Raw genomic sequence first — 19,647 nt, forward strand, 5'->3', positions numbered from 1 at the left:
CACAATGAAAAGGTTCCTGACATGAAACGTAAGCGTCTTTGTAAGATTGTAGCGACACTTGGCCCTGCCAGTTCGGATAAGGAGACTATTACGGCGCTGTTCGAAGCAGGTGTTGATACTTTCCGTCTCAATTTCAGCCATGGGACGCACGAAGATCACAAAGAACGTTACGATCTGATCCGCGAAGTTGAAAAAGAAGCCGGACGTCCAATTGCTGTTTTAATGGATCTTCAGGGGCCTAAATTGCGTGTAGGGCGCTTTGTCAATGATTCTGCAGAATTAGTGAATGGCTCGACCTTTAAGCTAGATATGAAAGATGAGCTTGGGGATGCAAAGCGCGCAACCCTCCCGCACAAAGAAATTTTTGATGCACTCGAAGTTGGAACAGATCTGTTGCTGGATGACGGTCGGATCCGGTTACGCGTTACAGGGCTAAGTGGCACAGAAGCAACAACCGAAGTTGTTGTCGGCGGTGTGTTGTCAAACAATAAAGGTGTGAATGTCCCTGGTGTTGTTTTACCTTTGTCAGCCCTTACCGAAAAAGACTTACTCGATATGGAGTTTGGCCTGGAACTTGGCTGTGACTGGTGTGCCTTGTCCTTTGTTCAGCGTCCAGAAGACGTGATGGAGGCACGCAAGCTTGTTAACGGGCGTGCTGGTGTCATGGCCAAATTGGAAAAACCATCTGCTATCGAACAGCTTGAAGCGATTGTTGAGTTGACCGATGCGGTTATGGTTGCGCGTGGAGATCTGGGGGTCGAGCTACCACCGGAAAATGTGCCTGTTTTACAAAAACGTATCATCGGAACTTGCCGCGAACATGGGAAGCCTGTGATTGTGGCTACTCAGATGCTGGAAACAATGGTTTCCGCCCCAACGCCGACGAGAGCAGAGGCATCTGATGTTGCCACAGCTGTTTATGATGGTGCTGATGCTGTGATGTTGTCTGCAGAATCAGCTAGCGGTGCTTATCCTCTTGAGGCGGTGACGATGATGAACCGCATTATCGAGACTATTGAGCAAGACCCGCTCTACCTCAAGCTGGTGCATGCAGATGAAATCCTGCCTAACCCAACAGAAGCGGATGCAATCAGTGATGCCGCACGCCATGTCGCCGATTTGGTTGATGCAAAAGCGATTGTCACCTTCACGACAACGGGGAGTACGGCTTTCAGGGCTGCACGTGGACGCCCTAATACACCTTTGTTGGGCTTGACCCCTGATTTACGGGTCGCGAGAAAGATGGCCTTGGTCTGGGGTGTTCATTCTGTGAATACACGTGACGTTAGCAGTTTTGGTGAAATGGTTGGTAAATCAACCCGTATTGCCCGCCGTGAAGGCTTTTGTCAAAATGGTGATAAAGTTGTCGTGACAGCAGGGGTTCCTTTTGGCACACCTGGTGCGACAAACAATCTTCGTATTGCTACAGTAGGCCAACATGAAAAGCCTGATCCCACGTCGTGATCTTAATTCCGAAACCATAATGAAAAAGCAGCCTCAGGGCTGCTTTTTCATTATGGTCTTATTATAGAGCTGTAAAGCTAGGCTATAACGAGCATTCAGGTTAAGGCCTGATTTGTTTAAAGAGTATTCTTGGCTAAAACTTGTTAAGGGGGATTTTCAAATATCTATCACCGTCTTCTTCTTGTGGCGGTAGATCCCCGGCACGCATGTTTACCTGGATCGAAGGGATTAAAAGTGCGGGCATAGCGAGTTGTTTGTCGCGTTCAGTGCGCATCTTTATGAACGCATCTCTTGTAACCCCTTTGTGCACATGCAGGTTATTGGCTCGCTGTTCTTTAACCGTGCTTTCCCAAGCAATTTGGCGACCATTCGGGCCATAGTCATGACAGGTGTAGAGTTTTGTATTTTCGTCTAGGGATAAAATTTTCTTGATTGAATCGTATAGTTGGCCGGCATCTCCCCCCGGAAAATCTGTGCGTGCAGTGCCAAAATCAGGCATGAACAGTGTATCCCCAACAAAGGCATTGTCATCTATCAGATAGGTAACACAAGCTGGTGTGTGGCCAGGGGTGTGGATGACTTTGCAGACAGTGTTGCCAAGTAGAAACTCTTCATTATCGTCAAACAGATGGTCAAATTGCTGTCCGTCAGTGTTGAAATCTGATTCTGCATTATAGATTGTTTTAAACGTTTTTTGAATTTCAGGGATGTGATTCCCAACAGCAGTTTTTCCACCAACATTTTTTTTAATAAAAGGGGCTGCACTCAAGTGATCTGCATGCACATGAGTTTCAAGAATCCACTGACAGATCAGCTTTTGTTCTGTTAGAAAATCAACGATTTTTTGTGCGCTTTTTGTGGATGTCCGTCCTGAACTGGCATCAAAATCAAGAGCAGAATCAATCACAGCGCATTTTTTTGTTTTTGTATCCCAGACAAGATAGGAAACTGTGCTACTTGCGTCGTGAAAGAAAGCTTCAATTTTTACTGGCATACCCATCTCCATTTTGAAAAAGGATAACATCATATTTTATAAAATAGGTAGTTTTGTTTATGTTCAAAGTGCTTTCCTGTAATGAGGTGCCTTACTGAGAATTAACAGAAAGATAGAGGGAGCTTGTTAGAGTGTGAAGAATTTAGTCATCGGCCGTTAACGGTAGGATGCCAACAATTCTTATTTTTAATGGTTTTATAACCCTCAACGGATATTCTTTGTTTACTAAGGTAATTAGGCTTCTGTCTGGGTATTTGGATAGTTAGCTATTTTGTGGTTCAGGAAGACCTTGTGTTGCAGCATGATATAACGAAATCGCGAATTATTGTTGTTGGTGATGATAAAGCCTTTTGCAAAGTTGTTTGCGTTTCGCTTAACGATGCTGGCTTTTCTGCGGCTGTTGTATCTGAGGAATTTGATCCTGAAGCTCAGGTTAAACCTGAGCTCTTTTTGTTTTCCGTCAGTTCATTGAACGGGAAACTAAGACAAAAACTTACCAACTATAAATCGTTATCTTGGACTCAGCGTTGCCCCATCATCTGTATCACTGATGATAACTTGGATGCGGTGGGACAATCGACGTTTGATTTGTTTGATGATTTTATTATTTTCCCACGTGATATTCACCGCTTAGGACTGAGTTGCCAAACTTTGTTAAGTCTTTCTAAGGAACGATCAAGGCTTGAATCTGAGTTAGCAACGAAAACGCAAAAGGCCGACTTGGCTCTTGTTTTATTGAAACAGGCTGAGCGAAAAATTTTAGAGCAAAACCCCGCCCTTCCAGAAGAAACGAAAGAGAACAATAACATTATCGCAGATATGAGCCATGAATTACGGACGCCGTTAAATGCGATTTTAGGGTTTTCTGAAATCATGAAGCAAGAGAGATTTGGGTCTCTTGGGCATGATAAGTATCTTGGTTATGCTGATGATATCCATAATGCGAGCAGGCATTTACTAGGTATTGTGAATGACGTATTGGATCTGGCAAAAAAAGAATCAAGCGAAGAAAATCTCGAGATAACCGAAGTTTCTGCTCAAGATGCCGTGAATGAGACTTTTCGCCTTATGGCGTTATTGGCGGAAGAATCTGGTATTGAGCTTTCTGCAAATATCCCGGACGAATTTCCCAATTTGAAAACGGATGAACGCCGGTTTAAACAAGTCCTGACGAATTTGGTTTCTAATGCCGTTAAGTTTACCCGTCGCGGGGGACGTGTTAGCGTTGAGGGGCAGTACGACACGAAAAACGGTGTAGTTTTAATGGTTATTCGTGATAATGGTATAGGTATGTCCCCGGAAGAACTGGCCCTGGCTCTGTCACCTTATGGGCAGGTGTTAGAAGCACAAACGCATACTCATATTCGAGGAACAGGTTTGGGGTTGCCGGTTTCAAAAAGATCCATCGAGGCGTTGGGGGGCGATTTTTTCATTACCAGTGAGCCCGGCCTTGGAACCGCGATAACGTTGCGTTTTCCACCTGATTTGGTTGTGCACAAATAACTTATTCGTTAATGCTCTTTTTTATTTGGTGCATCAGACATCTTAGATTGTAGCTTATGGCTTTTTAGCTCTTCCAGCTTTCGTTTTTCATCGTGCTCAGCTTTTACTTGAGCAATTGAACGTAAGGGCTTGGCTAAATAGGGACTTGAGGCAACTGACAACGAGCTTTTCATCATGTTATCCACAGAGTTTTCCACAACATGTGGTGTTGAGTATGTGTAGGTATACACAATTTACGGTGATTTGGGAAGGTGTTAAGTTTTGGGTAGTTATTTGTTTCGGGTGCATTATCTTTGAGTGTGTTGTGTGAGGCCCTGCGCTTTTATCAAGGCAGATTCTGTCTGTTGGTCTTGACCTGTGGGGTGGAAGACCCCAATTATATTCCTGTGACGCTGCTATATAGTGGGTTACTTGATTCGATTTACTGGTTGCCATTCGGGGCCACAATATGAATGAGCCTTGCTCTTTCGAGGAGGTATAGTTGTCTAGATTATCTTTATTTAATAGTCCGTTGATGCTTGGGTTTGAGCAATTTGAGCAAGCTGTGGATATGATTTCCAAAACTGCGTCAGATGGATACCCTCCATATAACGTTGAAAAAGTAAGCGAGAATAAAATACGCATTACCCTTGCTGTTGCGGGGTTTTCCCAAGAAGATATGCTGGTTCAGATTGAAAACAATCAGCTTGTTATTAAAGGGAAAGCAAAATCAGATGATGACAAAGAATATCTTCATCGTGGAATTGCAGCCCGACAGTTCAGGCGCGCGTTTGTTTTAGCCGAAGGAATCGAAGTCTTGGATGCAAAGCTTGAAAATGGGCTTTTGCATGTTGATTTGGAACAACCCTTACAAAACATTGCCATTCGTAGTATTGAGATTCAAACAAGTAATGAAAAATCGTCAGCAACCGTAATTGAAGATAAAAAAAGTTAGGTTTCTGAAGCAATAAAGAGTGTAAGAAATATTACTGATTGATGGTTCCTTAAGAATAGGGAACTATAGTAGGCATAATTTTGCAGTTCGGGTTATTGAACTGTTGCCGTTAAAGTTGGAAAAGAGTGATGATGATTAAGCAAGTAATATCAGAATTGATGACAGATCAGGATATGACTGCATTAGGACTGGAAATTGTGGCCTATGTAAAGCCCGTTGAAGTCGAGGGTGATGCTTGCTTTGGTATTTACGCAGCTGATGGAACAGAGATTACAGTCGTAAGTGACAGGGATGTCGCTTTTGCCGCAGTTCGTCAGCAAGATCTTGAGCCGTTAAGCGTGCACTAAGACTCTGGGAAAGTAACGAATTCGTAAAAAAGGCTCCGAAATTCGGAGCCTTTTATATTTTGTACTAAAGAACTCTTACCTTTTAGGCTGCATGGCTTGTTGCTGTGGCACTCAGAAGTGCATAAATGCCATCATTACTTTCTGTCCCACGAAGTTTCTCGCATGTCGATGCGTTCCGTAAGAAGCGCGATACGCGTGCAAGAGCTTTGAGATGGTCAGCGCCAGCTGTCTCCGGAGCAAGGAGAAGGCAAATAAGATCGACAGGCTGCTCGTCGATTGAATCGAAATCAATCGGACGTTCCAGCTTTACAAAAAAGCCGTAGAGCTTATCCAGATTTGGTAGCTTGCCATGCGGGATGGCAATGCCTTGACCAATACCAGTCGTGCCAAGCTTCTCTCTTTCGATGAGAACTTCGAAAATATCTCGTTCTTCTGTTCCGGTGATCTCAGATGCACGCTTGGCAACTTCTTGAAGAAATTGCTTCTTGCTGTTGACTTTCATGTCAGCAGCTACGGCATCTGGGCCGATAAGGTCGGTTAGTTCCATTACATGTAGTCTTTGGTTATTCGCGTCTTAGCTTTTTGCTGGGTCAACCCAGCCAATGTTTCCATCCGAGCGACGGTAAATCATATTCAGACCACCGTGTTTGCTGTTGCGGAACATCATGGCTGGAAGATCTTCCAAATCCATACGCATTACAGCCAATCCGGCTGTTAGAGTTGGGATTTCAGTTGCCATCTCTGCAACGATCAAAGGACTGTCTTCGACTTCCTCTTGGTGATCTTCTTTTTCTTCTTCGCTCGACAAGATGTAGTGCTGAGCGTGAGTTGCCTCTTTCCCGCCTTCTGCATGGTCATCACGAAGTTTACGTTTGTGACGGCGCAGGCGCTTAGATAAACGCTCGGCAGCCAAGTCAAATGCAGGATATGGTTCTCCTGCTTCGCCATTTGCTTCTAGGCGAATGTTTTTACCTACATGTGCAACAATAGTCGCACGATACAGGTAAGCATTTTTGGACATGGTGACATTTACATCAATGGCATCACCAAAATATTTATCCAAAGTAGCGGAAAGATTCTCTTCTATATGAGTGCGCAGCGCGTCGCCAACGTCGAGCTGCTTGCCTTTAACGGAAAGCTGCATGTGAACAAATTCTCTGAATTGTTAAGGGGGGTAGCGTAATGGCCATATGTGCCAATCAAGCCCCGCTATCTGGGGCGGCACCATAGTGACGTCGTTTATCGGAGTCAAGGATAGTAGGTTGAACCATATTTTCCTCCCGTAGTGATACACGACATGGGTAGTATACATAGTCTTTTGGAATAAGTCGATTTTGTTACGTGAAAAAAATCAAAAAGAGAGCTTTTTTTCGCGCCTTCTTTGTACGGAGGAAGGGATTCCCAAGGCTTCGCGATATTTTGCGACAGTACGTCGCGCGATGTCGATTCCTTCAGCCTTTAGTTTGGTTACCAAAGCATCATCAGACAGAATTTTCTTCGGATCTTCCTGATTAATCAGGTTTTTAATGCGATCCCTAACAGCCTCGGATGAATGGGCGTCGCCATCTCCACCGCTAATAGATGAGGTAAAGAAGTACTTCATTTCAAAGGTCCCGCGCGGCGTCACCATATATTTATTCGAGGTAACACGGCTGACTGTTGATTCATGCATTTCAATGACTTCAGCTATATCTTTTAGGGTCAGGGGCTTCAGTGCCTGTACACCTTTTTGTAGAAAACCGTCTTGTTGGCTTACAATTTCGGTCGCGACTTTGAGGACGGTTGTCGCCCGTTGGTGCAGAGCTTTGATAAGCCAGTTTGCGGACTGTAGCTGTTCAGATATGTATGATTTATCTTCTTTTGTGCGTGCCAGGTCTGAAACTGTTCCGTGATACCTGTTGTTGAGCAGAACTTTAGGTAAAGCATCGTTATTGAGTTCAATGCGCCATCCGCCAGCGTTATCAGATTTAATGATAACTTCAGGGATCACAGTCTCGACATCGCTGGTGTCAAAGGTGGCGGCGGGGCGAGGATTTAGAGCGCGAATTTCCGCGATCATATCGGTTATGTCTTCTTCGTCGACTCCGCAAACTTCTTTCAAGGCTTTAAGGTCACGCTTGGCAAGTAGTTCCAAGTTATCAAGCAAGGCCTGTATCGCAGGATCCAAACGGTTACGTTCCGCAAGTTGGATTGCAAGGCATTCACCGAGATCTCGAGCGCAGATGCCAACGGGGTCAAATGTTTGTAATGTTTTCAAAACAGATTCAACCTGATCAAGCGGGCATCCCAGTTGGTCTGCGATTTCATCAAGTGGGGCTTTCATATAGCCTGCATCATCAACATGATCGATGAGATGAACACCGATCAGGCGTTCGGTTGGTTCATTAACTTCCATCTGTAATTGCTCACGCAGATGGCCACGGAGCGTTATATTTTCTTGTAACCTGTTCTCAAGAGAAAATTCTGCGTCATCAAACCGGGTGTTTCCGCCTGCTCCCCAACTGGAAAAGGCCGTATCTTGATCGTTCCACTGATTATCCGGGCTGCTATCGTAATAATTATCGAAATCATTATCGAGTGGTGTTTGGTTGTTGTCGGGCAGCGTTTCCGCGTTTGAAAGCTCTAAAGAGTCAGGTTGCTGGTTTTCGTTTTCAGACGGCGCAGCGGCTGCGGAATGGAGGTCATTGGAATCTGTATCGACGAGGGCCGAGTTTTGGGTGCCGTCATCCCGGTCTAAAAGAGGGTTTTGTTCGACCTCTTGTTGGACGTAGTCTGCGAGCTCTAGGTTTGACAGTTGCAGCAGTTTTATTGCCTGTTGCAACTGCGGGGTCATGATGAGGCTTTGACTCTGCCTCAGCTCTAGTCTTTGCGAAATTGCCATAGGTATAACCCTTAAAGGCTAAACCTTTCTCCTAGGTAAACGCGACGAACATCATCATTGTTTACAATTTCGTCTGGTGTGCCTTCCATAAGCACCATTCCATCGTGAATAATGTACGCTCGGTCAACAATATCAAGGGTCTCCCGAACATTGTGATCTGTGATTAACACGCCAATACCGCGGTCTTTAAGGTGCATGACAAGATCGCGAATATCACCAACTGCAATTGGATCAATACCAGCTAACGGTTCATCCAGTAGAATGAAACTTGGGTCCGAGGCGAGGGCGCGGGCAATCTCAACACGTCTTCTTTCACCCCCAGAGAGAGCAATTGCGGGTGTGTTACGTAGGTGGGTGATTGAGAATTCAGCAAGCAGGTTGTCCAGTTTTGCTTCTCTTTTGCTGCGGACTGATTCAACAACTTCTAGAACACCGCGAATGTTTTGCTCGACGGTTAGGCCTCTAAAAATAGATGCTTCTTGTGGAAGGTACCCAATTCCCATACGGGACCTACGATACATAGGAAGATCGGTGATATCTTGATTGTCCAGAGTGACCCAACCGGAATCAGGGGAAAGAAGTCCGGTGATGATATAGAAACTGGTTGTTTTTCCAGCACCATTAGGGCCAAGCAATCCGACGACTTCTCCGCGTTGCACACGCATTGTAACAGCGCGAAGGACTGGTCGTTTTTTAAAGCTTTTACCGATGTTTGTTGCCATCAAGCCTTGATTGTCTGCAACAAGTGATGGTTTGGAGCCGCTTTCTTTAATAGCGGATTGTTGCTTGTCGGTCATGGTTTTTTCTTTTTGCTTGATGGTAGAATGAGGCCTTGGACAGGTTTGCCGCTTTTACTAACAAGCTTACTTACGCCTGTTGCCAGATTAAATTGTGCTTCATCCCCATTCATCTGGTTCTCGCCCTGTGTTATTTTTACGTTTCCGATTAGATTGGCTATTTCTCGTTTTACGAAATAAATGCCTTTGTCTCCAGTGGCATACTCTGTCTTTGTTGCAACCCGTACATCGCCATGCGCGTCTATACGTTCGATTTCTAACTGGTTGTCCGCGTCACGAACGAAATGAGCTGTTAGAACGTTACCGTGAACACGTTTGTCTTCTCGAATTGCTATTGCGTTGCCGCGTGCGACAGCAAGTTGTTTTGTTTCCCAGTACTCAAGACTGTCTCGGGCTGTAATTGTGTCTGCGCCACTTATCATCCGAAGGTTTTGCCCCGTGAGAACCATGACTTGTTTGTCGATGTCATAGACCCCGTTATCGCCATAGGCAGTTTCGCCAGGGGACACAATCTTGACGTTCCCGACAGCATCTACACGGTAAATTTCTGTGCCACCTTCAACGCCTTCTCTGTAGTGGGCGATAAGTTGGTCGCCAAAAACCTCTAGCTCTCCTTGTGCTGCACGGGCATTTCCGCTTGCGACGTATTGTTTAAGATCTCTGCGCCATTCTATGCCTTCGTCAGCATTGATTTCCAACGGGACATTACTGTCGCCAAGGCCGTCTGTCAGGCCCTGCGCCATGGTGATATTGCTTTGGAGGATTGATATACTGAAAATCAAAGCCAGAATTGCTACTAAACGGGTCATTTTTTCAGGGCCTCCTGAGCCCCAGGAAGGATGATCAGCTTGCTTTTGCCAGTAAAGGTTATGCGTTTGCCGCGATCGGTGATGACAAAGCCCTCGGCATTTATTGTACCAGCTGGTCCGTGACCTTGTACGGGCATTTGCCCGTAAGCAGACCCGGCCTTTGCGTCAAACATGGCTTCTTCTGTCATAATTTCAAAGCCTTGGTCTTGGAAAATATTTACTTGGCCATTCAAGTTCAAGTATTTCTCATCCCTATCGTACATACCTGTTTGTGCCGAAAGGGCAAGCCATGTGCCGTCTTCGAGAGTGATGTCGGCTTTGGGGAGGGTTAGAAAAATTTCGCTCTCACGTTCACTGGATTGTTCTGCCAAGTCAGCAATGATTGTGTAGGGTTGATTTTTCTCGTCGAGGCCTAAGTACTTGGGGTTCAAGGCGCTTAAAGTGTCGGGCGTACTTGATTCCAAGATGCTGTTGCCAATGGCAGTTCCCTCTGTAATTACTTGTTCCTCTAGTTGTGGCCAAACAATAACCAGAAGAACCAGAACAACAGCGAAGAAAGGAAGGGTAACTTTCGCAATGCTGACAAAGACACTGTAGGCATTACCCCCAGAAAAGCTTGGCGGCTTTACGGGCGTTGCAAGCTCTGTTTCTTTTTGCGAGGCAGTGCTTTTTTCGTTATTAGATCTGGCGGGGGAGCTCATTCCGTTTCGAGGCCTCAGGCGATTCCTGCGCGGAGGCAGTCGTGGATATGGATAATACCAACTGGCATTTCGTCTTCGGTAACAAAGAGGCTGGTGATTGATCTCTCATTCATCTGTCCCAATGCTTCGGCCGCAAGGGCTGAAGAGCGAATGGTTTTGGGGGCGGGTGTCATGACGCTCTCTGCTGTCATTGACAATAGATCCGTGTCCATATGGCGCCTTAGATCACCATCCGTGATGATGCCAGCAAGTTTTCCATCGTTATTTGTTACACCGATGCATCCAAAAGAACGCTGTGTCATGATCAGAATGGTTTCTGTCATGGACGTATTTCCGGCACAAAGAGGCAGTTCGTTGCTATGCATAATGTCGGATACTTTTAGAAGTTGGTTTCCAAGTGCGCCGCCAGGGTGAAAAACTTTAAAGTCATGTGGTTGGAAGTTTTTTTGTTCCATTAAGGCGATTGCGAGGGCGTCGCCCAGCGCAAGTGACATGGTCGTCGATGTTGTGGGGGCCAAACCGTGGGGACAAGCTTCTGGGAGCGAAGGTAGAATAAGGGCAACATCAGCTGCTTCGGCCAAGGCGGAATTCTTTCGGCTGGTCATAGCAATGAGCGGGATGCCGAAACGCCTTGTGTAGGTGATAAGATCACTGAGTTCTGAAGTGTTCCCGGAATTTGACATTGCAAGGACAGCATCGTTGCGTGTGATCATGCCGAGATCACCATGGCTGGCTTCACCTGGGTGAACGCAATAAGCGGGTGTTCCTGTGGATGCTAAAGTGGCCGCTATTTTCTTTGCAATATGTCCACTTTTCCCCATGCCGGATATAATGACGCGACCAGTAGCGGCTGTCAGGATCTCTAAGGCCTCGACAAAGCTGCTGTTTAATTCGGCGCTTAATTGTTGAAGGCCTTTTGCTTCTAGGTCAAGAACCCGACGTGCTGTTTCGATTGCTTGTGTTGTGTTAGCTGATGTTGTTGTCATATCCGGCTCAGAATTATGAACTGCGTTCGCCATTTTCTAGATTTTTATCCCATTTCCCGGATTCATGTCCCAGGTAAAATATAAACTGGCACTAATGGTGCATGTCATGCTTAATTGGTACACGTTATTTACAGGGAAGTAAAACCGGCACTTTAAAAAAAATGCCGGGAAACTGACCATAAAACGAACACTGAAAATGTACTTCAAAAGTGGCGCCAAGAAGGCGCGTGTTTATGAGTGTGCGAAAATATCTGTTTCATCCCACCCGGCGATATCCAGCTTTGCTCTCCATGGTAAAAAGTCAAAGCAAGCTTTTGCCATTTCTGTGCGGCCTTCTCTGGCGAGCCTTTCATCCAGAATTTTTACCATCCTGTGGAGGTAGAGGACATCGGATGCTGCGTAGCGAAGTTGATCTTCACTAAGATCTGGAGAGCCCCAGTCAGAGGATTGTTGCTGCTTTGAAATATCAATACTCAAAAGCTCTTTACATAGTTCCTTAAGGCCGTGACGATCGGTGTAGGTTCTGATCAATTTTGAGGCAATTTTTGTGCAGTATACTGGGTTGCAGGTGACCCCAAGGTAGCGTTCGATTGCTGCGAGGTCAAACCGGGCAAAGTGGAAAATTTTAGTCACATCTTGATTTGTGAAAAGCGCCCTTAGGTTTGGGGCATCAAAGTTACCGTCCTTAAATTGAACCAAATGACACACGCCATCCCCTGCTGAAAGCTGGACGAGGCATAGTCGGTCTCTGGATAGGTTGAGGCCCATAGTTTCTGAATCGACCGCTACGGACGTGCCGAAATCTATACCGTCTGGCAGGTCTGTCTGATGAAGGTGGATTTTTACGTCGCTCACTATGTGGCTCCTGATCTATCTGTGCTCTGGTGGTTAGGCGGGTACTAAGGTGGTTCGTCTGGCAATAAAACGTATAGTTTAAGAATAAAACGTCGAATTTGTGTTAATCTCGGCATTCTCACTGCCAAGCTGTTTCTGTCAAGGATGATTGATGGTTTTTGCCGATGGTGGGGACTGTGCCGTCAAATTATTAATAATTAGTTCAATGAGGGGTGGAGAATATGAGCGCATCAAAGGTTGTGACTGTTTTTGGAGGTTCCGGTTTTGTCGGCCGACATGTGGTCTCTCGGCTGGCGAAGGCTGGCTGGCATGTACGTATTGCTGTTCGTGATCGGGTTCAATCATCCTTTTTGACCTGTTGTGGTGACGTGGGGAGTGTAACGCCTGTGTATGTTAATGTGGCGGATAGGGCTTCCTTGGAACGGGTGGTTGTCGGGTCAACGGCGGTTGTTAATTTGATTGGTATCCTGTTTGAAGGCGGGAGGCAGCGCTTTGATTATTTACACTGTAAGTTGCCGGGGTTAATTGCGCAGATCGCGCAAGAAAAGGGTGTTTCGGCATTTGTTCAGATCTCTGCCATCGGAGCTGATATTTCGTCTCCTTCCGCCTATGGGCGCAGTAAAGGCGAGGGGGAGGCCGCGGTTTTTGGTGCGTTTCCGACGGCGAGTGTTTTGCGGCCGAGTATTGTATTCGGGCCAGAGGATGATTTTTTTAACCGCTTTTCCCGTATGGCTTCTGTGAGCCCCTTCTTGCCACTGGTCGGTGGTGGAAGTGCGAAGTTTCAACCTGTTTATGTTGGTGATGTGGCTGAGGCTGTTTCTAGGTGTCTTGACCTGCCTGGTGAATATGGTGGCAAAGTATATGAGCTCGGTGGCCCCAGGGTCTTGTCGTTCCGTGATTGTCTGGACCTTTTGCAAAAGTATTCAGGCTTCTCGCGGCCTTATATCACTTTGCCGTTCTGGGTTGCATATCTACAGGCGCTTATTATGGAGCTTATGCCGCAGCCTCCTTTGACGCGCGATCAGCTAAGGATGCTTAAAAAAGATAATGTGGTTGCTGAATCTGCCCTGAGTTTTGTTGCTCTGAATATTAAGCCAGTTGATGTGGAGGTTGTTTTGCCAACTTACTTGAGGTGAGGAGTTTGTTTTAGTCCCAAATCGGAACTATATTTTGTTTTTACGGGAAAATTAAATACACTTTGGTCATTTTTTATCGATATATTTGACAAATAGGTCAAATATAGTTACCTATATTGCCTATTGATCATTGTTATGATTAGCGGGTGCGGCCCAAAAGTCCAAAGAAGCCACCAGCAAGCTTCTGTAAATAAACAAGAAAATAGTTGCCCGATTAGGAGAGAGATAATGTCTGAAAAGATGCTGAAATTTGTTCAGCAAGGCAGAGAGATGCCTGAAAAGAGGTCTGCTGATCAGCGGAATGAAGATTTTCGCGAAATTTACGATTCTTTTTCAGAAGCTGCCGCGCAGATACAGGCCAGTCGTTGTTCCCAGTGTGGCGTGCCTTTTTGTCAGATACATTGTCCAGTCTCCAATAACATTCCTGATTGGTTAATGCTCACAGCGAATGGTCGTTTGGAAGAGGCGTACGAAGTCTCTCAGGCAACAAATAATTTTCCGGAAATTTGCGGACGTATTTGCCCTCAGGACAGGTTGTGTGAAGGTTCGTGCGTAATTCAGCAGTCGGGGCATGAAACAGTAACAATTGGGGCTGTTGAAAAATATATAACTGATACAGCGTGGGACAATGGTTGGGTTCAGCCCGTTAAGCCTGTGCGCGAACGTGCGGAGACCGTTGGTGTTATCGGCGCTGGCCCTGGTGGATTGGCTGCGGCCGAGCAGCTGCGACGCAAAGGATATCAGGTTCATGTTTATGATCGTTATGATCGTGCAGGTGGATTGCTTTCTTATGGTATCCCTGGGTTTAAGCTGGAAAAATACGTTGTTGATCGTCGGATAAAATTATTGGAAGACGCCGGGATCGTGTTCCATCTGGGCGTTGATATTGGTGGAGCTACGTCATTTGCGGAAATTCGAGAGCAGTATGACGCTCTTTTAATTGCGACAGGTGTTTATCAAGCTCGTGATCTTCGTCTGCCTGGGAGTGAGCTCGGTAATATTTTGCCTGCGTTGTATTACCTGACAGAAGCGAACCGCAACGATCTAGGTCTGAAGTCTGATCATATGAGTGATGGTTTGAATGCCAAGGATAAAAATGTTGTTGTTATTGGCGGTGGCGACACGGCCATGGATTGTGTTCGTACAGCAGTGCGTCAGGGAGCTAAATCAGTTAAGTGTCTTTATCGGCGCGATAAGGAAAACATGCCCGGTTCTGAACGAGAAGTGACGAACGCGGAAGAAGAGGGTGTCGAGTTTGTATGGTTGTCATCACCAGACGCATTTGTTGGTGATGAAAACGTACGTGAAGTGCTGGTGTCAAAAGTGCATTTAGGTATGCCTGATTCTTCTGGCCGTCAGGTGCCGCAGATTGTGCCTGATTCTCGCGAGGCAATTCCTGCGGATCTGGTTATCAAAGCGCTTGGTTTCTCGCCTGAAAATTTACCTCAACTGTTTAATGAACAGGGGTTGGAGGTTAGCAGCTATGGTACTTTAAGGGTCGATAATACGACCATGATGACGGCCTTGGACGGCGTCTTTGCTGCGGGGGATATCGTTCGCGGTGCATCATTGGTGGTTTGGGCGATTAAAGATGCCCGTGATGCCGCTGATCAAATACATACATATATCGAGCGCAGAAAAACTGCAGCCGCCTGAGGAGAGAGCACATGGAACATAAAAAGATAACTCCGGACCCGATTTCTCAATGGGAACAAAAGGCAGCGCATTACCAGAAACATGGTCTTTATAACCCGGAAGATGAGCATTCATCCTGTGGCGTCGGCTTGGTTGCCGCTATTGATGGAAAACCACGTCGTTCTGTTGTCGAGGCAGGTATCGAGGCACTTAAAGCTGTGTGGCACCGTGGAGCTGTTGATGCCGATGGTAAGACAGGGGATGGATGTGGCATTCATGTTGAAATTCCTAAAAGTTTCTTCGAAGAACAGATCGAGCATCTGGGGCATAACCTAAAGAATGATGACCTTGCCATCGGCATGGTTTTCTTGCCGCGAACGGATTTTGGATCACAAGAACGTTGTCGTGTCATTGTTGAGCGTGAGATCCTGAACTTCGGCTATTCGATTTATGGCTGGCGACAGGTTCCGGTTAATACGGCGATATGCGGTGAAAAAGCGAGCTTAAATCGTCCCGAAATCGAGCAGATCATGATCGCCAATAGCAAGGGTGTTGACGCTGAACGATTCGAAACAGACCTCTATATTATCCGGCGTCGGATCGAAGCTGCGGCTGAGCGAGATTCAATCAAAGACTTTTATATCTGTTCACTAAGCTGTCGTTCCATTATCTACAAAGGAATGGTTCTGGCTGAGAAGCTAGCTGATTTTTACCCGGATCTGTTAGATGAACGCTTTGTTTCAAGTTTTGCAATTTTTCATCAGCGTTTTTCAACGAATACTTTCCCGACATGGCATTTGGCCCAACCTTTCCGCGTGATTGCTCACAATGGCGAAATCAATACGCTGCGGGGGAATGTCAATTGGATGAAGTCTCACGAGTGTCGCATTGATCACCCGAAATTCGGATCGCATGTTGAGGACTTGAAACCTGTTATCGCGCCGGGGAGTTCTGATTCTGCGGCATTGGATGCTGTGTTTGAGTTGATGATCAGGTCTGATCGTACTCTCCCGATGGCCAAGACACTTTTGGTGCCGGAATCGTGGAGTAAAAATGACGCTGTGCCTCAGCATCACAAAGAGCTTTATGCCTATTGTAATGCGGTGATGGAGCCTTGGGATGGCCCGGCTGCGGTGTGTGGATTTTCAGGCCCGTGGGCCTTGGCTGGCACCGATCGCAATGGACTGCGCCCTATGCGGTATGCCATCACGCGTGACGGGCTGCTTTTTGCCGGGTCAGAAACCGGTATGGTTCATATTGATGTTGAGCGTGTCATTGAAAAAGGGCGGTTAGGCCCTGGACAAATGATTGCGGTTAACTTTGAAGAAGGCAAAATTTTCAAAGATAAAGAAATCAAAGACCGTCTGGCTGCACAACAGCCATATGGGGATTGGTTGAAAAATATCCTTGTGATCGACGATCTGGTTAAAAAGCACAAATATAGTAGAGAACCTCTTTCTAAGGATGAGTTGCGCCGACGCCAGTTGGATTTTGGACTGACCATAGAAGATATGGAACTGATCCTGCATCCAATGGTCGAAACGGCCAAAGAAGCTATGGGATCAATGGGGGATGATACGCCCTTGGCAGTTCTGTCGGATAATGTTCGACCCATGCACCATTTCTTTCGCCAGAACTTTAGCCAAGTGACCAACCCGCCTATTGATAGTTTGCGTGAAAAACAGGTCATGTCCTTGATTACCCGTATTGGAAATTTGGGTAACGTGCTGGATGAAGAAGAAGGTCAGGTTACGATACTTCAGCTTGATTCGCCCGTTCTGACGAATTCTGAATTTGTTGCGCTTTCCAAACATATGGGCCGCACGGTGGGTGAGGTTGACTGTACTTTTGAGGCAAACGGCAAACCGGGGGCGCTCCGTCATGCTTTGCGCCGTGTTCGCCGGGAAGCTGAAGAACTGGTTCGCGAAGGTTTTGAGCACGTTGTGCTGACTGATGAGGCGCAGTCTGCTGACCGGGTTTCTATCCCGATGATCCTGGCGACAGGTGCTGTTCATACACATCTGGTTGAGCATAAACTGCGGTCATTCTGTTCTATTAATGTGCGTAGCGCTGAATGTCTGGATGTTCATTATTTCGCGGTTCTGATCGGTGTTGGTGCCACAACAGTGAACGCTTATCTAACCGAAGAAGCTATTGCTGATCGTCATCGGCGTGGTCTGTTTGGTGATCTGTCATTCGATGATTGTATGGAACGCTATACAAAAGCTGTGGATGATGGTTTGCTTAAGATTATGGGTAAGATGGGAATTTCGGTTATTTCTTCTTATCGTGGCGGCTATAACTTTGAAGCACTTGGTTTATCGCGAACACTGGTCGATGAATTTTTCCCCGGGATGCCAAGCCGCATTTCCGGAATTGGTATGACGGGTCTGGAAGAAAAGGCCCTGGAGCTTCACGAAAAGGCATGGGAATCTGATTCCACGGCTTTGCCAATAGGTGGTTTCTATCGCTATCGAGCCGGCGGTGAAGAACATGCGTGGGAAGGTCAGTTGATCCACACCATGCAGACAGCAGTCACCAAGGGGTCCTATTCACTCTTTAAGAAGTACACCAAGGGCTTGGAGAGCCGTCCACCAATTAATTTGAGAGACCTTCTGGATTTCAAGCGGGCGACAGATGGTGGTCTTGATGTTGAAGATACGGAATCAATTACATCGCTGCGAAAGCGTTTTATCACGCCAGCGATGTCGCTTGGGGCGCTGAGCCCGGAAGCACATGGAACGCTTAATATTGCTATGAACCGGATCGGTGCAAAGTCTGATTCTGGCGAAGGTGGTGAGGTGCCTGAACGGTATGTGCCGCATCCTAACGGTGACAATGAAAATTCTGCCATTAAGCAGGTAGCATCCGGCCGCTTCGGTGTTACTGCAGAATATTTGAACAAATGTCGGGAAATCGAAATCAAAGTTGCGCAAGGGGCGAAACCGGGTGAAGGCGGTCAGCTTCCAGGATTTAAGGTGACGAAGCTGATTGCACGTCTGCGTCATTCCACGCCTGGGGTGACATTGATTTCCCCGCCGCCGCATCACGATATCTATTCTATCGAGGATTTGGCGCAGCTGATTTATGATCTGAAGCAAATCAATCCAAAGGCCAAAGTTTGTGTGAAGCTTGTTGCACGTTCCGGTATCGGTACGGTTGCTGCGGGTGTGGCCAAGGCCAAGGCAGATATTATTCTAATTTCGGGGAATGTTGGTGGAACGGGGGCATCGCCGCAAACGTCAGTAAAGTTCGCCGGTGTGCCGTGGGAAATTGGCTTGAGTGAAGTTCAGCAGGTTCTCACCCTTAATGGCTTGCGGAACAATGTGACGCTCCGGACAGATGGTGGTTTGAAAACCGGACGAGATATCGTTATCGCGGCTCTCTTGGGCGCAGAAGAATACGGTGTTGGGACTGCGTCACTGGTTGCTATGGGCTGTATTATGGTCCGCCAGTGCCATTCCAATACCTGCCCTGTCGGGGTTTGTACGCAGGATGATGATCTGCGGGCGAAGTTTGATGGCACACCAGAAAAAGTTGTGAACCTCTTTAGCTTCATTGCCGAAGAAGTGCGTGAAATTCTTGCTTCTCTCGGGTATAAAACGCTGAATGAAATCATTGGTCGAACTGACCTGTTGAAACAGGTCAGTCGTGGTGCGCCACACCTTGATGATTTGGATCTTAACCCGTTACTTGCTTTGGCTGATAGCGGAACATCGAAACGATATTGTACGCTGGAAGGTCGTAACCCGGTTCCAGATACACTTGATGCGCAGATTATCAAAGATGCAAACCCCTTCTTCGAAGTCGGGGAAAAGATGCAACTGCAATACAACGTGCGCAATACGCACCGTGCTGTAGGAACGCGTCTGGCATCAAAAATTACAACCCGCTTTGGAATGAAAGAGCTGCAGCCGGGGCATATCACCGTGCGGTTGCGTGGTTCTGCCGGGCAGTCGTTGGGTGCTTTTGCCGTTCAAGGCATGAAGCTGGAAGTCTTTGGCGATGCGAATGATTACGTAGGTAAAGGGCTTTCCGGTGGCGAGATCGTCGTTCGGCCTTTGGCTTCGAGTAAGCTGGCGACCCAGCATAATACAATTATCGGGAATACGGTTCTCTACGGGGCAACAGCGGGTAAGTTGTTTGCTGCGGGACAAGCTGGTGAACGTTTTGCGGTTAGAAATTCTGGGGCCCAAGTTGTGGTCGAAGGCTGTGGCTCAAACGGTTGTGAGTATATGACGGGTGGAACGGCTGTTATTCTTGGTGACGTGGGCATGAACTTTGCTGCCGGAATGTCAGGTGGTATGGCTTTTGTTTATGATCCGAGCCGTATCCTGCCGAGCCGTATCAATGACGAGAGTGTCATCTATCAACAGGTTGAAACCGAGTATTGGGAACAAGTATTGCTGGATCTGGTGAAGGAACATCATGTAGAGACGCAGTCGGTTTACACTGAACGTTTGTTAAACGATTGGGCGCAGATCAAGGGTGACTTCTGGCAGGTTGTTCCAAAAGAAATGCTTTCTTTGCTCGAACATCCAGTTACTGGACCAGGGGAACTTAAAACCGCTTAAACTTTATCGGGTATTGTTCCGATCAAGGGGC

At 46.7% G+C, this 19,647-nt stretch carries 17 protein-coding genes; 7 read left to right on the forward strand and 10 right to left on the reverse strand.

Annotated elements, in window-relative coordinates; all coding sequences use genetic code 11:
• Positions 1-21: 21 nt before the first annotated feature.
• Positions 22-1,464: a pyruvate kinase gene (pyk, locus tag ACN0W5_RS02135; RefSeq protein ID WP_417452614.1), complete on the forward strand. Its 1,443-nt coding sequence runs from the start codon at positions 22-24 to the stop codon at positions 1,462-1,464.
• Positions 1,465-1,597: 133 nt separating this feature from the next.
• On the opposite strand, the gene ACN0W5_RS02140 is transcribed toward pyk, so the two are convergent.
• The gene (locus tag ACN0W5_RS02140; RefSeq protein ID WP_417452615.1) at positions 1,598-2,458 is read right to left on the reverse strand and encodes an MBL fold metallo-hydrolase; all 861 of its coding nucleotides are present in this window, start codon (positions 2,456-2,458) and stop codon (positions 1,598-1,600) included.
• A gap of 291 nt (positions 2,459-2,749) precedes the next feature.
• Between ACN0W5_RS02140 and ACN0W5_RS02145 the strand changes: the two genes are divergently transcribed.
• The gene (locus ACN0W5_RS02145; RefSeq protein WP_417452616.1) at positions 2,750-3,961 is read left to right on the forward strand and encodes a sensor histidine kinase; all 1,212 of its coding nucleotides are present in this window, start codon (positions 2,750-2,752) and stop codon (positions 3,959-3,961) included.
• Between the two features lie 8 nt (positions 3,962-3,969).
• On the opposite strand, the gene ACN0W5_RS02150 is transcribed toward ACN0W5_RS02145, so the two are convergent.
• On the reverse strand, positions 3,970-4,146 hold the full coding sequence (locus ACN0W5_RS02150) for a hypothetical protein (protein WP_417452617.1): 177 nt from the start codon (positions 4,144-4,146) through the stop codon (positions 3,970-3,972).
• 296 nt (positions 4,147-4,442) lie between these two features.
• Here ACN0W5_RS02150 and ACN0W5_RS02155 point away from each other — a divergent pair, with 296 nt between their 5' ends.
• Together ACN0W5_RS02155 and ACN0W5_RS02160 are read left to right on the forward strand one after the other, a co-directional pair.
• Entirely contained in the window at positions 4,443-4,895 is a 453-nt protein-coding gene (locus ACN0W5_RS02155; protein ID WP_299375066.1) for an Hsp20 family protein, read from the forward strand.
• A gap of 128 nt (positions 4,896-5,023) precedes the next feature.
• Positions 5,024-5,242, forward strand: a complete 219-nt coding sequence (locus ACN0W5_RS02160) for a DUF1150 family protein (protein ID WP_046504281.1) — start codon at positions 5,024-5,026, stop codon at positions 5,240-5,242.
• A gap of 82 nt (positions 5,243-5,324) precedes the next feature.
• On the opposite strand, the gene ptsN is transcribed toward ACN0W5_RS02160, so the two are convergent.
• The 8 genes from ptsN to ACN0W5_RS02200 form a co-directional block, all read right to left on the reverse strand.
• Entirely contained in the window at positions 5,325-5,789 is a 465-nt protein-coding gene (gene ptsN, locus ACN0W5_RS02165) for a PTS IIA-like nitrogen regulatory protein PtsN (protein WP_299375075.1), read from the reverse strand.
• A gap of 27 nt (positions 5,790-5,816) precedes the next feature.
• Entirely contained in the window at positions 5,817-6,386 is a 570-nt protein-coding gene (gene hpf / locus ACN0W5_RS02170) for a ribosome hibernation-promoting factor, HPF/YfiA family (RefSeq protein ID WP_417452618.1), read from the reverse strand.
• A 207-nt stretch (positions 6,387-6,593) separates the two neighbouring features.
• Entirely contained in the window at positions 6,594-8,123 is a 1,530-nt protein-coding gene (gene rpoN / locus ACN0W5_RS02175) for an RNA polymerase factor sigma-54 (protein ID WP_417452619.1), read from the reverse strand.
• Positions 8,124-8,134: 11 nt separating this feature from the next.
• On the reverse strand, positions 8,135-8,920 hold the full coding sequence (gene lptB / locus ACN0W5_RS02180) for an LPS export ABC transporter ATP-binding protein (protein WP_417452620.1): 786 nt from the start codon (positions 8,918-8,920) through the stop codon (positions 8,135-8,137).
• On the reverse strand, positions 8,917-9,729 hold the full coding sequence (locus tag ACN0W5_RS02185) for an LptA/OstA family protein (protein WP_417452621.1): 813 nt from the start codon (positions 9,727-9,729) through the stop codon (positions 8,917-8,919). The genes lptB and ACN0W5_RS02185 overlap by 4 nt, the downstream gene beginning before the upstream one ends.
• Positions 9,726-10,430 carry an LPS export ABC transporter periplasmic protein LptC gene (gene lptC / locus ACN0W5_RS02190; RefSeq protein ID WP_417452622.1) on the reverse strand — a complete coding sequence of 235 codons (705 nt, stop codon included), beginning with the start codon at positions 10,428-10,430 and terminating at the stop codon, positions 9,726-9,728. Before lptC ends, ACN0W5_RS02185 begins: the two co-directional genes overlap by 4 nt.
• 14 nt (positions 10,431-10,444) lie before the next feature.
• Positions 10,445-11,449 (reverse strand): KpsF/GutQ family sugar-phosphate isomerase, encoded by a 1,005-nt coding sequence (locus ACN0W5_RS02195; RefSeq protein ID WP_417452623.1) that lies wholly within the window; start codon positions 11,447-11,449, stop codon positions 10,445-10,447.
• 198 nt (positions 11,450-11,647) lie between these two features.
• Positions 11,648-12,271, reverse strand: a complete 624-nt coding sequence (locus ACN0W5_RS02200) for a ribonuclease D (protein WP_417452624.1) — start codon at positions 12,269-12,271, stop codon at positions 11,648-11,650.
• Between the two features lie 221 nt (positions 12,272-12,492).
• Between ACN0W5_RS02200 and ACN0W5_RS02205 the strand changes: the two genes are divergently transcribed.
• The 3 genes from ACN0W5_RS02205 to gltB all read left to right on the forward strand — a co-directional run bounded on the left by ACN0W5_RS02205 (position 12,493) and on the right by gltB (position 19,616).
• Entirely contained in the window at positions 12,493-13,407 is a 915-nt protein-coding gene (locus ACN0W5_RS02205; RefSeq protein WP_417452625.1) for a complex I NDUFA9 subunit family protein, read from the forward strand.
• A gap of 228 nt (positions 13,408-13,635) precedes the next feature.
• Complete coding sequence (locus tag ACN0W5_RS02210) at positions 13,636-15,063, forward strand: NAD(P)-dependent oxidoreductase (RefSeq protein ID WP_417452626.1); 1,428 nt, start codon at positions 13,636-13,638, stop codon at positions 15,061-15,063.
• Positions 15,064-15,074: 11 nt separating this feature from the next.
• Entirely contained in the window at positions 15,075-19,616 is a 4,542-nt protein-coding gene (gene gltB / locus ACN0W5_RS02215; RefSeq protein ID WP_417452627.1) for a glutamate synthase large subunit, read from the forward strand.
• The last annotated feature ends 31 nt before the right edge of the window (positions 19,617-19,647 follow it).

This window comes from Kiloniella sp. (assembly GCF_048270245.1).
Lineage (GTDB): Bacteria > Pseudomonadota > Alphaproteobacteria > Kiloniellales > Kiloniellaceae > Kiloniella.